Annotated in this window: 12 protein-coding genes and 1 pseudogene; 9 read left to right on the top strand and 4 right to left on the bottom strand. The window is 69.2% G+C overall.

The features are described from left to right. Window positions 1–5: 5 nt before the first annotated feature. The 6 genes from AB0N90_RS34240 (at window position 6) to AB0N90_RS34215 (ending at window position 3,641) form a co-directional block, all read left to right on the top strand. A complete protein-coding gene (locus tag AB0N90_RS34240; RefSeq protein WP_365203054.1) occupies window positions 6–803 on the top strand; it encodes a type III pantothenate kinase in 798 nt (265 codons plus the stop codon). A 176-nt stretch (window positions 804–979) separates the two neighbouring features. After that, window positions 980–1,585, top strand: coding sequence for a hypothetical protein (locus tag AB0N90_RS34235; RefSeq protein ID WP_365203137.1), 606 nt, complete (start codon window positions 980–982; stop codon window positions 1,583–1,585). 186 nt (window positions 1,586–1,771) lie between these two features. After that, window positions 1,772–1,951 carry a hypothetical protein gene (locus AB0N90_RS34230; protein WP_361682776.1) on the top strand — a complete coding sequence of 60 codons (180 nt, stop codon included), beginning with the start codon at window positions 1,772–1,774 and terminating at the stop codon, window positions 1,949–1,951. A 123-nt stretch (window positions 1,952–2,074) separates the two neighbouring features. Continuing rightward, complete coding sequence (locus AB0N90_RS34225) at window positions 2,075–2,548, top strand: BlaI/MecI/CopY family transcriptional regulator (protein ID WP_365203052.1); 474 nt, start codon at window positions 2,075–2,077, stop codon at window positions 2,546–2,548. 9 nt (window positions 2,549–2,557) lie between these two features. Continuing rightward, window positions 2,558–3,091 carry an amino-acid N-acetyltransferase gene (locus AB0N90_RS34220; RefSeq protein ID WP_037660327.1) on the top strand — a complete coding sequence of 178 codons (534 nt, stop codon included), beginning with the start codon at window positions 2,558–2,560 and terminating at the stop codon, window positions 3,089–3,091. Window positions 3,092–3,305: 214 nt separating this feature from the next. After that, a complete protein-coding gene (locus AB0N90_RS34215; RefSeq protein WP_361682780.1) occupies window positions 3,306–3,641 on the top strand; it encodes an Lsr2 family protein in 336 nt (111 codons plus the stop codon). A gap of 43 nt (window positions 3,642–3,684) precedes the next feature. Here the strand turns inward: AB0N90_RS34215 and AB0N90_RS34210 are convergent, their stop codons facing one another. Further along, on the bottom strand, window positions 3,685–4,308 hold the full coding sequence (locus AB0N90_RS34210; protein ID WP_365203050.1) for an SCO3374 family protein: 624 nt from the start codon (window positions 4,306–4,308) through the stop codon (window positions 3,685–3,687). Between the two features lie 430 nt (window positions 4,309–4,738). On the opposite strand from AB0N90_RS34210, the gene AB0N90_RS34205 reads away from it, so the two are divergent. Then, the gene (locus tag AB0N90_RS34205; RefSeq protein WP_128791102.1) at window positions 4,739–7,261 is read left to right on the top strand and encodes an ATP-dependent Clp protease ATP-binding subunit; all 2,523 of its coding nucleotides are present in this window, start codon (window positions 4,739–4,741) and stop codon (window positions 7,259–7,261) included. Window positions 7,262–7,572: 311 nt separating this feature from the next. Here the strand turns inward: AB0N90_RS34205 and AB0N90_RS34200 are convergent. Together AB0N90_RS34200 and AB0N90_RS34195 are read right to left on the bottom strand one after the other, a co-directional pair. Beyond that, window positions 7,573–8,418, bottom strand: a pseudogene (locus AB0N90_RS34200) (ATP-binding protein); the annotation flags it as partial. Between the two features lie 56 nt (window positions 8,419–8,474). Continuing rightward, window positions 8,475–9,107, bottom strand: coding sequence for an HAD family acid phosphatase (locus tag AB0N90_RS34195; protein WP_365203048.1), 633 nt, complete (start codon window positions 9,105–9,107; stop codon window positions 8,475–8,477). 457 nt (window positions 9,108–9,564) lie between these two features. Here AB0N90_RS34195 and AB0N90_RS34190 point away from each other — a divergent pair, with 457 nt between their 5' ends. Further along, window positions 9,565–10,113, top strand: a complete 549-nt coding sequence (locus tag AB0N90_RS34190) for a M23 family metallopeptidase (protein ID WP_256642106.1) — start codon at window positions 9,565–9,567, stop codon at window positions 10,111–10,113. 72 nt (window positions 10,114–10,185) lie between these two features. Here the strand turns inward: AB0N90_RS34190 and AB0N90_RS34185 are convergent, their stop codons facing one another. Next, entirely contained in the window at window positions 10,186–10,809 is a 624-nt protein-coding gene (locus AB0N90_RS34185) for a TetR/AcrR family transcriptional regulator (protein ID WP_365203046.1), read from the bottom strand. Between the two features lie 124 nt (window positions 10,810–10,933). On the opposite strand from AB0N90_RS34185, the gene AB0N90_RS34180 reads away from it, so the two are divergent. Continuing rightward, complete coding sequence (locus tag AB0N90_RS34180) at window positions 10,934–12,496, top strand: MDR family MFS transporter (protein WP_365203044.1); 1,563 nt, start codon at window positions 10,934–10,936, stop codon at window positions 12,494–12,496. The last annotated feature ends 170 nt before the right edge of the window (window positions 12,497–12,666 follow it).

The following is a 12,666-nucleotide window of genomic DNA, read 5'->3' as shown; positions in this document are numbered from 1 at the left end:
CGGCCATGCTGCTCACGATCGACGTCGGCAACACGCAAACCGTCCTCGGCCTGTTCGACGGCGAGGACATCGTGGAGCACTGGCGCATCTCCACCGACGCCCGGCGCACCGCCGACGAGCTGGCGGTGCTGCTCCAGGGCCTGATGGGCATGCACCCACTGCTCGGCGACGAACTGGGCGACGGCATCGACGGGATAGCGATCTGCGCCACCGTCCCCTCGGTCCTGCACGAGCTGCGCGAGGTCACCCGCCGCTACTACGGCGACGTGCCCGCGGTGCTGGTCGAGCCGGGCGTCAAGACCGGCGTGCCCATCCTCACCGACAATCCCAAGGAGGTCGGCGCCGACCGCATCGTCAACTCGGTCGCGGCGGTGGACATGTACGGCGGTCCGGCGATCGTGGTCGACTTCGGTACGGCGACCACCTTCGACGCGATCTCCGCGCGCGGTGAGTACGTGGGCGGTGTCATCGCCCCCGGCATCGAGATCTCCGTCGACGCGCTGGGCGTCAAGGGCGCCCAGCTGCGCAAGATCGAGGTCGCCCGGCCGCGCAGCGTGATCGGCAAGAACACGGTCGAGGCCATGCAGTCGGGCATCGTGTACGGCTTCGCGGGCCAGGTCGACGGGGTGGTGGGCCGGATGGCGCGCGAGCTGGCGGACGACCCGGACGACGTGACGGTGATCGCGACGGGCGGCCTCGCGCCGATGGTGCTCGGCGAGGCGTCGGTGATCGACGAGCACCAGCCGTGGCTGACGCTGATCGGGCTGCGGCTGGTGTACGAGCGGAACGCGTCGCGGCTCTGATCCCTCCGACGCATCGGATCCCGATGCCTCGGACCTCGATGCCCTGGATCCCGACGCCTTGGATCCCGTCGAGGCTTTAGAGGGAAACCCCCGCGACACATCATCCCGTTGTGTCACTTTTGTCCGATTAGCGATAGCGTCGCCGCATGCCCACGCCATACGGATCCCGCGGCGGCATGGCGTTCGGCGCGGAGGAGCTGCGTGTGCTCCGCCGCGCCCTCGCCCTCGCCCTTCACCCCGGCCGCACGTCCGCCGAGGACGTCCAGGACTGCCTCCGGCTCGCCGAGTCGCTCGACGAGGCGATCCGCGAGGGGGTGAGACTGCGCGCCTTCCTGCTGGCCGATCTGGACCGCTATCGGGCCGCGCTGCCCGGTACCGCGGCCGGCTACTTCGCCCTTCTGGAGGAGGCGCTGGGCGCCGCGTACCGGCCGGTGCCGGACGATCTCGCGGCCTTGCGGGCGCTGCGCGGCAACCCGAGGGCGGCGGCGCTGCTGGAACGCTGCCGGGCGCTGGCCGAACAGGACGTACGGGCCCGCTTCGCCCAGGGCGCGCGCAGGGTCCCGGCGCCGGCGGTGCCGCCCGCGAGGACGCGCCTGCTGGCCCTGTCGGGCGGCGCGGCGCGCCAGTCGGAGGACGGCGGCAAGCAGCCCCCCAAGCCCGCCCCGAAGCCGCCGCCCGCCGAACGCCCCGACCCCACCGCCCCCAAGCGCCCCATCCCCACCCCCGGCGAAGTCTTCCCCCGCCGCAAGCCCCCGGCTCCGCCGCACCAACTGGTCTGCTGACGGGAGGGGTGCGCGGCGCCCCGGCGGCGCCGCGCGAACAGGACTTCCCCGCACGGGCCCTTTCGGGGCGGGCCCGTGCGGGGTCGACAACGGCCGGGTCCCGGTCGGCGTTGCGAAGGCCGACACTCCCTCGGGCTATACCCACCCCGCCCGATTCGCCCGGTAGGGCATGGCTACTCTGGTCGCATGGACTATGTCTCCGCGCTTGTGCCCCCGATCGTGATGGCCGTGTTCTTCATCGGTGTGGTTCGGGTGATCGTGAAGACCCAGGGTGGGGCGGCCAAGGCCAAGGAGGACGCGGCTGTCGACGCCGCGATCGCGCGGGCGGAGGCGGCGCGCGGCGGGTCCGCCGCGGCCGACGTCTGAGCCGGTCCCGCAGGGCCGTCACCGGCCGCCGGTTTCTCTGCGCGCGCCCTTTTTGTCTGGGTTCGCAAGGTTCTGCCATGTCTGGCACGCCATTGTCCTGATCCCCCACTATTGTTCTGAGTTGTGCCTCGCCCCTTGGGAGAACTCGAAGACGCGGTCATGACGCGGGTGTGGAAGTGGAACCGCCCGGTGACCGTTCGAGAAGTCCTGGAAGACCTCCAGCAGGAACGCACCATCGCGTACACCACCGTGATGACGGTTTTGGACAATCTCCATCAGAAGGGCTGGGTCCGCCGCGAGGCGGAAGGCCGGGCCTATCGATATGAGGCCGTCTCCACCCGCGCCGCCTACGCCGCCGCTCTCATGAACGACGCCTGGTCGCAGAGCGACAACCCCGCCGCCGCACTCGTCGCGTTCTTCGGGATGATGAGCGAGGAACAGCGCCAGGCTCTTCAGGACGCCGTACGCATCGTCCAGGGACCGGAAACCCGGCAAGCCCCCGAACCCGCACAAGCGCGACCCGCACAAGCGGAGCAACAGGAGAACCCCGGCTCGGCGGAGAACCCCGGCTCGGCGGAGGACGCCGCCGGGCGATAGCGTCCGCTCATGTCCGCAGAGCGTCCCGAAGTCTCCGCAAAAGCCATCACGGTCCGCCGGGCCAGGACCGGCGATGTGCCGGCCGTGCGCGACCTCCTCGACGCCTACGTCCAGGGCCGCATCCTGCTCGACAAAGCGACGGTCACGCTTTACGAGGACATCCAGGAGTTCTGGGTCGCGGAACGGGACGACAACGCCGAGGTCGTCGGCTGCGGCGCGCTGCACGTCATGTGGGAGGACCTCGCGGAAGTCCGCACTCTCGCGGTGAAGCCCGGCCTCAAGGGCGCGGGCGTCGGCCATCAGTTGCTGGAGAAGTTGCTGCACACGGCGCGTTGGCTCGGTGTTCGCCGGGTTTTCTGCCTGACCTTCGAAGTCGACTTCTTCGGGAAGCACGGCTTCGTCGAGATCGGTGAGACACCGGTTGACACCGATGTCTACGCGGAGCTCCTGCGTTCCTATGACGAGGGCGTCGCGGAGTTCCTCGGACTCGAACGAGTGAAACCGAACACCTTGGGCAACAGCCGGATGCTTCTGCATCTGTGATCGTCTTTGCCCGGTGACTATGCACGGTGCCCTATGTCCGAAACGCGTATCTTTCCGGCCCGTGAGCCCTCCTCGGCCCTCTCCCAGGGGTTTGTGTTTTTCCCGCAAAAGCGGTTTGCTTTCCGACGTACTGCAGTACTGCATATAACAGGGGCGGCGAAACGGGCGGACGCGCGCACCCTGACCCTCAACGTTATCGATGAAAGGAAATCCGGTGGCACAGAAGGTTCAGGTCCTTCTTGTCGACGACCTCGACGGCGGCGAGGCGGACGAGACGGTGACGTTCGCGGTGGACGGCAAGACGTACGAGATCGATCTCACGACCGCCAATGCGGACAAGCTGCGCGGCCTTCTCGACCCTTATGTCAAGGGTGGTCGTCGCACCGGTGGCCGTGCCTCCGGTGGACGTGGAAAGGCGCGCACCGCCTCCAGCGGCAACCAGGACACCGCGGCGATCCGCGCCTGGGCCAAGGAGAACGGCCTGGAGGTCAACGACCGCGGCCGCGTCCCCGCTTCCATCCGCGAGGCATACGAGAAGGCCAACGGCTGATCAGCCGAATCGGTCGAATTTCGGTACGACAATCAGTACGGCGCTACGGCGAGACCGGCACCCCGCCGCATTCCCGCCGCAGCCGGACCCGGTGACACCACAACGCCACCGTGTCCACCAGCCGTACGAGATCTGGGGCGCTCCCCTCGCGTCCCATGCCCGGCATCGCGGGCAGCGAGGCATCGGCCTCGCGTCCCGCCCCAGGGGGCCGCAGCCACACGGCGGCCCCCTTCAGGCTCCCGGACGACGACGGCGGCCCGCCGGGCGGCAGCGGCGCCTCCATGACGCCCCCCGCCCCCAGGACCCGCAGATCGGGCGCCACCGCGCCCCACTCCAGCCAGTCCAGCAGCCCCGGCACCTCCTCCGCGCCGCCCGCGGCCACCAGCAGCCGCATCCGGTCGCCCCGCAAGGCCACCGGCGAACCCGGCGCGAGATGCCGCAGTGCCCGCGCGCCCGCCTCGGCCGGCACGTCCAGGACGTCGAAGCGCAGCCCGGTCGGCAGCCCCGGCGGGGACCCGGGCACGGTCGCCCAGCCCAGTTCGTCCTCGTACCAGCGCCGCACCTCGCACCGCCGTCCCGTTCCGCGCCCGCGCGCGCCGGGCGCCCCCGGTTCGACGGGGCGGCGCGGAAGGGGGACCGTGGAGGTCGTGAAGACCGTGCCAGTCATGCCGGGTGCAACCGGCGGGACAGGCGGCAAGTTACGCTGAGTGTCCTGCCGATCGCACAGCGTGCCGGAAAGGGGGGCGTCCGGCGGTACGGGGAGCCGCAAGGTTGTTCGCCCATAGCGGAGGGAACCGGTGCGCTCGGCATGGAGTGTCAGTCCCTGCGGGTAAGACATGCCTAGTGGGAGGGGGCGACGTGCGGGCGCGGCGGTCTCCCGTTCGCCATCGGCGTAGTGGCGAGTGGGGTAACTGCCTGGCCTGCGGGAACATCGTCTCGCACCATCGGGTTGGAGCAGATGTCGGCGTTCGGGGTCAGGAGGCCAAGGACGGTGTCGGCAGTTGGAATGAGCGGTCCCCGCTTGCGGGACTAAGCTGCGGAAGGACAGGGAGGGGAAGTTCCCCCCACTGCCTGACCGCTCTGAGGAGCGATTAACGATGTTCGAGAGGTTCACCGACCGCGCGCGGCGGGTTGTCGTCCTGGCTCAGGAAGAAGCCCGGATGCTCAACCACAACTACATCGGCACCGAGCACATCCTCCTGGGTCTCATCCACGAGGGCGAAGGTGTCGCCGCTAAGGCCCTGGAGAGCCTCGGCATTTCGCTCGAGGCGGTCCGCCAGCAGGTGGAGGAGATCATCGGTCAGGGCCAGCAGGCCCCGTCCGGGCACATCCCCTTCACTCCTCGTGCCAAGAAGGTCCTGGAGCTGTCGCTCCGCGAGGCCCTTCAGCTGGGCCACAACTACATCGGCACGGAGCACATCCTGCTCGGCCTGATCCGTGAGGGCGAGGGCGTCGCCGCCCAGGTCCTGGTCAAGCTGGGTGCCGACCTCAACCGGGTGCGGCAGCAGGTCATCCAGCTGCTCTCCGGTTACCAGGGCAAGGAGACCGCCACCGCCGGCGGCCCGGCCGAGGGCACCCCCTCGACCTCCCTGGTCCTGGACCAGTTCGGCCGGAACCTCACCCAGGCCGCCCGTGAATCCAAGCTCGACCCGGTCATCGGGCGCGAGAAGGAGATCGAGCGGGTCATGCAGGTGCTGTCCCGCCGTACCAAGAACAACCCGGTGCTGATCGGTGAGCCCGGCGTCGGCAAGACCGCCGTCGTGGAGGGCCTCGCCCAGGCCATCGTCAAGGGCGAGGTGCCCGAGACGCTGAAGGACAAGCACCTCTACACGCTGGACCTCGGCGCCCTGGTCGCCGGCTCCCGCTACCGCGGTGACTTCGAGGAGCGCCTGAAGAAGGTCCTCAAGGAGATCCGCACCCGCGGCGACATCATCCTGTTCATCGACGAGCTGCACACGCTGGTCGGTGCGGGTGCCGCCGAGGGCGCCATCGACGCGGCCTCCATCCTCAAGCCGATGCTGGCCCGCGGTGAACTCCAGACCATCGGTGCGACCACGCTGGACGAGTACCGCAAGCACCTGGAGAAGGACGCGGCCCTGGAGCGCCGCTTCCAGCCCATCCAGGTCGCCGAGCCGTCCCTGCCGCACACCATCGAGATCCTCAAGGGCCTGCGCGACCGGTACGAGGCGCACCACCGCGTCTCCATCACCGACGAGGCGCTGGTCCAGGCCGCCACCCTGGCCGACCGCTACATCTCGGACCGCTTCCTGCCGGACAAGGCCATCGACCTGATCGACGAGGCCGGCTCCCGGATGCGCATCCGCCGGATGACCGCGCCGCCGGACCTCCGCGAGTTCGACGAGAAGATCGCCGGCGTCCGCCGGGACAAGGAGTCCGCGATCGACTCGCAGGACTTCGAGAAGGCCGCCTCGCTCCGCGACAAGGAGAAGCAGCTCCTGGCCGCCAAGGCCAAGCGCGAGAAGGAGTGGAAGGCCGGCGACATGGACGTCGTCGCCGAGGTCGACGGCGAGCTGATCGCCGAGGTCCTCGCCACGGCCACCGGCATCCCGGTCTTCAAGCTGACCGAGGAGGAGTCCTCCCGTCTGCTGCGCATGGAGGACGAGCTCCACAAGCGGGTCATCGGTCAGGTCGACGCCGTCAAGGCGCTGTCGAAGGCGATCCGCCGTACGCGTGCCGGTCTGAAGGACCCGAAGCGCCCCGGTGGCTCGTTCATCTTCGCCGGCCCGTCCGGTGTCGGTAAGACCGAGCTGTCCAAGGCGCTCGCCGAGTTCCTCTTCGGCGACGAGGACGCGCTGATCTCCCTCGACATGTCGGAGTTCAGCGAGAAGCACACGGTCTCGCGTCTCTTCGGTTCGCCCCCCGGCTACGTGGGCTACGAAGAGGGCGGCCAGCTGACCGAGAAGGTGCGCCGCAAGCCGTTCTCCGTCGTCCTGTTCGACGAGGTCGAGAAGGCCCACCCGGACATCTTCAACTCGCTGCTCCAGATCCTGGAGGACGGTCGCCTGACCGACTCCCAGGGCCGGGTCGTGGACTTCAAGAACACGGTCATCATCATGACGACCAACCTCGGCACCCGGGACATCTCCAAGGGCTTCAACCTGGGCTTCGCGGCCTCGGGTGACACGAAGACCAACTACGAGCGCATGAAGAACAAGGTCCAGGACGAGCTCAAGCAGCACTTCCGGCCCGAGTTCCTCAACCGCGTCGACGACGTGGTCGTCTTCCCGCAGCTGACGCAGGAGGACATCCTGCGGATCGTCGACCTGATGATCGGCAAGGTGGACGAGCGCCTGAAGGACCGGGACATGGGCATCGAGCTGTCCCAGTCCGCCAAGGAGCTGCTGTCCAAGAAGGGCTACGACCCCGTGCTGGGCGCCCGGCCGCTGCGCCGCACCATCCAGCGCGAGATCGAGGACAGCCTCTCCGAGAAGATCCTCTTCGGCGAGCTGCGCCCCGGCCACATCGTGGTCGTGGACACGGAGGGCGAGGGCGACAACGCGACCTTCACCTTCCGCGGCGAGGAGAAGTCGGCCCTGCCGGACGCCCCGCCGATCGAGCAGGCCGCCGGCGGCGGACCGAACCTGAGCAAGGACGCGTAAGCCCGCGGCGCTTCAACTGAAAGGGGCCGGTGCTTTTGAGCACCGGCCCCTTTCAGTTTTCTTCCACGGTGAGCCGGGCGTTCGGGAAGAGGTCCTTGTACCGGGAGATTGCCAGGGAATGTCCGGTCCGGATCCCCAGGATCACCGAGTGCCGGGCGGGACCGGCATGAGGTCGAGTGAGTGCGGGAATTCCCGGACGATGCTCCCGTTCACGTGGAGACGGGCCAGGCCGGGTGGTTCCGCGACTTCGCGTCGGTGCCCGTCAGCCGCTGGCTCACGGAGACCGTGGTGAGTTTCCGTAGCGGGCGCAGCCAGTCGAGGGTGCGCCGGCGGTCGGCGGCCGGGATCTCGTCCAGGCCGTCCACCAGGATCAGTCCCCGGCCCGCCGCGAGGACCCGCTCGGCCCAGCCCTCCGGCGGGGTCAGCGGGCAGCTGAGGGCCGCCAGGAAGCCGGCCGGGGCGGGCAGCAGCCCGGTGCGGGTCAGGGTGCGCAGGGGGAGGACGTAGGGGACGCGGCCGCCCCCGCGGGCCGCGCAGCAGCACCCGGGAGTCGGCCGGCAGCGCCTCCTCGGCCCGCAGCCGCCCGGTGCCGGTCACCGGGCGCTCACCGGGGACCGGATCGGGCGCCGCGTCCTCGACCGCGGTCGCCTCCAGGCTCAGGTAGGCGACTTCGAGGGGCCGGCGGTCGGGGGACTCGCGCAGGTCGATGCCGTAGATGGTGATGTGGTTGTGGTGCTCGGCGAGGTACGGCAGACAGCGGCGCTCGAAGACGGTGTCGCGGGCGTCGGGGCGCGGCACGCGGACGATCAACTCGTCCACCTTGGCGATCAGTTCGGCCTGCGCCCGGCTCTGCTCCACTGCGTCGCCGAGTCCAGGAAGTGGCAGGCGTCCGCGGAGCGGAGCAGTTCGCGGGCCGGTTCCCGGTGGCCGAGCCGTACGGCCTGGACGTCGTCCATCTCCAGGTCGCCCAGGGCCGGCAGCCTGCGGACGTCCTTCTCGCCGAGCGTCAGCTTCTCGCCCCGGAAGGAGACCAGCGCCGACCGCCGTACCGGCCTGTCCACCAGGCCCGCTCCGGGGCCGTCCGCCGCGAGCAGCTTCCGCACCAGCGGGCCGATCGCGGCGGACGCGAGTCTGCCGCCCCGTACCGTCGGATCCATCCGCCACCCCCGTGGTCGCAGGACCGTCAGAAGTCTACGGAGGGATCCCAACTGCCCTAGGAGAGCTGGCCGTTGTAGTCCGGCAGCTTGAAGGTGCGGTCGGCGTGGCCGCCGGAGAGGTCGGTCGCGCTGTTGCCGATGTTGGCGATGATGTCGTAGCCCTTGTTCTCGATGTCGACGCGCTGGGCCGTCTTGTAGTCCGCGACGTTCTTGAAGAGGTCGAACAGGCCGCGCACGTAGATGCCGGAGACCTGGTAGCCGTCGTACTCCAGGTTCCACTTGGTGGGCGCCTCGATGATGCCCGGGCGGGCGGTCACGAAGAAGAGCGCGACGCCGTGGTCCTGGGCGTACCGGGCGACATCGAACACCGGCTTGTTGGCCTTCTGCGGGATCGTGAAGCCCAGGTCGGTGTCCAGCGTGGTGTTGTCGATGTCGAAGACGATGGCCTGCTTCTCGCCCGGCTTCGCGGCGGCGATGCGCTGCTCCAGGTACGGCAGGGTCTGGTCCATGACCGTCTGGCAGTCGTTCTGCCAGGTGGCGAAGTCGACCTTGCCGGTTGTGGCGCTCGCCGCCGCGGTGGTGGCCGGGGCCGTGGTGGCGTCCACGGCCTGGGCCGGGGCGGCCACGGCGGCCAGGGCGGCCACGGAGACGGCGGTCACGGTGAGGCGGCGCGCCAGGGGGCTGGTCATCGGTGGGGGTTCCTCTCACGTCACGTACGCGGTGCCGGATGGCAGGTGCATGATCTGTGGTGCGGATGGCGTGAGGGGAACCGTAGGGTTACCGAACGGTAGGTGGATAGGGGTCTGCATCACATTCACGGCCCCGCCGGTGCGCGAAGCCGGTGACATGCCGCACAGGCGATTTATCCCTTACTAGCCCCGATAGTGGGATCCGTCGGGCGAGTAAAGGGCGGGCAAAGGGCTCGTAGATCCTCGGTTTACGGCGGAAACGGGCAGTTCGTGGCGGGGGATGCCGGGTAGGCGCGGGGGCTGTCAAGGCGATGGGTGGTTTTCGGCTCATCTACTACCGAGCGCCGTAGATGCACCACTTTCGCCCGGCCGGGGCGATCGGTTACCAAGGGATGGCCACCGCGGCGAACGCCTGTCCGCCGGGTGGCTGATCTGTCCCCGAGCTCACGAGGTCTCGATGTTCAAGCGCTTCACGTCCCGTGCCACCCGTACGTCCTCGCTCCGTACCCGCGCCGCCTTCCTGGCCGCCGGTGTCGCTGTCCCGGTCGTGCTGGGCGCCGGAGTCGCGAGCGCCGCTCCGTCGGCGGCCTCCTGGGTCGACCCGGTGAAGAAGTACTCGCTCTCCGCGGGCTTCAACCAGTCCGGCGCCCATTGGGTCGCCAAGCACAGCGGCCAGGACTTCGCGGTGTCCACCGGTACCGAGGTCTTCTCCGTGCACGGCGGCACCGTCGTCAAGGCCGGCCCCAACGGCGCCGGTGACGGTCCCGCGTACGGCAACGCCATCGTGATCAAGCACGAGAACGGCGTCTACTCCCAGTACGCGCACCTGTCCCGCGTCGACGTCAAGATCGGCCAGAAGGTGAAGACGGGCCAGCACATCGCCCTGTCCGGCTCCACCGGCAATTCCACGGGTCCCCACCTGCACTTCGAGATCCGTACCACCCCGAACTACGGCTCCGCCCTCAACCCGGTGCCCTTCCTGAAGGGCAAGGGCGTCCGCGTCTGAGCCGAGCGGGCCGCATGAGCCGCTGAGCGAGCCGTCCGAGCCGCCCGGGTCGAGTGAGTCGACGCGGGCGGCTCAGCCGTCGGTGTCGGCGTGGGTGTCGGTGTCGGCGTGGGCGTGCTCGTGGGCCTGGGTGACCAGGTCCAGGGCGACCTCCAGCACCGCCTGGCGGCGCTTCTCCACGTCGCCCACCAGGTCCTGCATCACGAACATCCCGGCGTGCAGGGTGAACATCGCGCTGAGCGAGCGCACCTGGTCGACCAGCTCGGCGTCGGGGTCCATCAGTATGTCCCGCAGCCCGTGCATGCGGTCCTTGAAGGTCTCTCCGATGCGCAGCTCCCGCACCGTCGCCTGGTTCTCCTGCATGAAGCGGAAGAGCGGCTCCGCGTGCGAGAGCGCCTCGCTGTAGCGCCGCAGGATCTCCTGCTTCGTCTCCAGGGTGTGCGGCTGGCCGCGCCCCCACTCGATCAGGTCGGCGATCGGCTGCGTCAGGTCCTCGAAGAGGCTGACGATGATCTCTTCCTTGGTCTTGAAGTGGTAGTACAGGGCCGCCTTGGTGACGTCGAGGCGCTCGGCGATCTCGCGCAGCGAGGTCTTCTCGTAGCCCTGCTCGGCGAAGAGTTCGAGCGCGACGTCCTGGATGCGCTGGCGGGTGTTGCCGCGGCGCTGCTGCTTGGTGCCGTCCATGGTGACGCCCATCCTCGTACTCCTCGCGCTCCTGCGGAAACTTACTTGACGCCCGGCTAGTTTGCCCTCTACCTTGCGCAGTGTACTAACTAGCCGGGCGGCAAGTAAGTAGTCGCCGAGGGGGAGTAGGGAAGAGATGGCGGACACGGTGGAGAGCCCCCAGGAGGGCAAGAAACAGCGGAGCGTGCGCGTCGTACTGCTCGCGCTCATGATCGCGATGATGCTCGCGATGCTCGACAACATGATCGTGGGCACCGCGATGCCCACCATCGTCGGCGAGCTGGGCGGCCTGGAGCACCTGTCCTGGGTGGTCACCGGCTACACCCTGGCCACCGCGGCCTCCACCCCGATCTGGGGCAAGCTCGGTGACATGTACGGGCGCAAGGGCGCCTTCCTCAGCTCGATCGTGATCTTCCTGATCGGCTCCGCGCTCAGCGGCATGGCCCAGAACATGGGCGAGCTGATCGGCTTCCGTGCCATTCAGGGCCTCGGCGCCGGCGGTCTGATGGTCGGCGTCATGGCGATCATCGGTGACCTCGTGCCGCCGCGGGAGCGGGGCAAGTACCAGGGCATGATGGCCGCCGTGATGGCGCTGGCGATGATCGGCGGTCCGCTGGTCGGCGGCACCATCACCGACAACTGGGGCTGGCGCTGGTCCTTCTACATCAACCTGCCGCTCGGCGCGGTCGCGCTGGTCCTGGTCAGCGCGGTGCTGCACCTGCCGCGCAAGCGGTCCAAGGCGGGCATCGACTACCTCGGTGTCGCGCTGCTGACCATCGGCATCACCTCGATCGTGCTGGTCACCACCTGGGGCGGCAGCGAGTACGCCTGGACGTCCGCGCGGATCATGGAGCTCATAGCCATCGGTGTGGTGGCGCTGGCCGGGTTCGTGTTCTGGCAGACGAAGGCCGCCGACCCGGTGCTGCCGCTGCACATCTTCCGCAACCGCAACTTCACCCTGATGTCCGTGATCGGCTTCATCACCGGCTTCGTGATGTTCGGCGCGACGCTGTTCCTGCCGCTGTACCAGCAGGCGGTGCAGGGCGCGTCGGCGACCAACTCCGGACTGCTGCTGCTGCCGATGCTCGGCGCGATGCTGGTGACGTCGATGGTCGCCGGGCGGGTCACCACCAACACCGGGCGCTACAAGGTGTTCCCGGTCGTCGGCGGTGTGCTGATGATCGCGGGCCTGTACCTGCTGTCGCTGATGGACACCGGTACGAGCCGCTTCACCTCCGGCGTCTACATGGCCGTCCTCGGCCTCGGCATGGGCTGCCTGATGCAGATCACCATGCTGGTGGCGCAGAACAGCGTGGAGATGAAGGACATGGGCGTCGCGTCCTCGTCCACGACGCTGTTCCGTACGCTCGGCTCCTCGTTCGGTGTCGCCATCATGGGCGCGCTGTTCAACAACAAGGTCAAGGACGTCATGGCCGAGCGGGCCGGTGCGCTCGGCAAGGGCATCACCGAGCAGTCCGCCCAGCTGGACGCCAAGAGCCTGGCGAAGCTCCCGCCGCTGGCCCGCGAGGCCTACCAGCACGCGGTCTCCGCCGGTACGCACTCCGCGTTCCTCCTGGGCGCCGTGATCGCCGTCCTGGTGCTCGTCGGCGCGCTCTTCGTCAAGGAGGTCCCGCTGCGGGGTGGCCCGCAGGCGGCTCAGCCGGAGGAGCAGGTCGCTCCGCTGGTCGAGGCGGTCTGACCGGGCCCCGGTACGACGAAGGCCCCCGGCGGGTGTCCGCCCCGGGGGCCTTCGTCATGTTCGGGGGGTGCGGCGGGGGAGCGGCGGTGCGGGTGCGGTCCGTCGTGGGCTGGTCGCGCAGTTCCCCGCGCCCCTAGGGAATCGCAGTTCCGTCGGCCATCGAAGTGCCC

Source organism: Streptomyces sp. NPDC093018 (assembly GCF_040684035.1).
Taxonomy (GTDB): domain Bacteria; phylum Actinomycetota; class Actinomycetes; order Streptomycetales; family Streptomycetaceae; genus Streptomyces; species Streptomyces murinus.
The sequence above is the reverse complement of the archived record's forward strand: the minus strand, read 5'-3'. Positions and strand labels throughout refer to the sequence as shown.

What these genes read in the sequence shown, in the direction of transcription:
- AB0N90_RS34240 (WP_365203054.1), top strand. Translation starts at nt 6, where the DNA reads ATGCTGCTCACGATCGACGTCGGCAACACGCAAACCGTCCTCGGCCTG.
- AB0N90_RS34235 (WP_365203137.1), top strand. Translation starts at nt 980, where the DNA reads ATGGCGTTCGGCGCGGAGGAGCTGCGTGTGCTCCGCCGCGCCCTCGCC.
- AB0N90_RS34230 (WP_361682776.1), top strand. Translation starts at nt 1,772, where the DNA reads ATGGACTATGTCTCCGCGCTTGTGCCCCCGATCGTGATGGCCGTGTTC.
- AB0N90_RS34220 (WP_037660327.1), top strand. Translation starts at nt 2,558, where the DNA reads ATGTCCGCAGAGCGTCCCGAAGTCTCCGCAAAAGCCATCACGGTCCGC.
- AB0N90_RS34210 (WP_365203050.1), bottom strand. Translation starts at nt 4,308, where the DNA reads ATGACTGGCACGGTCTTCACGACCTCCACGGTCCCCCTTCCGCGCCGC.
- AB0N90_RS34205 (WP_128791102.1), top strand. Translation starts at nt 4,739, where the DNA reads ATGTTCGAGAGGTTCACCGACCGCGCGCGGCGGGTTGTCGTCCTGGCT.
- AB0N90_RS34195 (WP_365203048.1), bottom strand. Translation starts at nt 9,107, where the DNA reads ATGACCAGCCCCCTGGCGCGCCGCCTCACCGTGACCGCCGTCTCCGTG.
- AB0N90_RS34190 (WP_256642106.1), top strand. Translation starts at nt 9,565, where the DNA reads ATGTTCAAGCGCTTCACGTCCCGTGCCACCCGTACGTCCTCGCTCCGT.
- AB0N90_RS34185 (WP_365203046.1), bottom strand. Translation starts at nt 10,809, where the DNA reads ATGGGCGTCACCATGGACGGCACCAAGCAGCAGCGCCGCGGCAACACC.
- AB0N90_RS34180 (WP_365203044.1), top strand. Translation starts at nt 10,934, where the DNA reads ATGGCGGACACGGTGGAGAGCCCCCAGGAGGGCAAGAAACAGCGGAGC.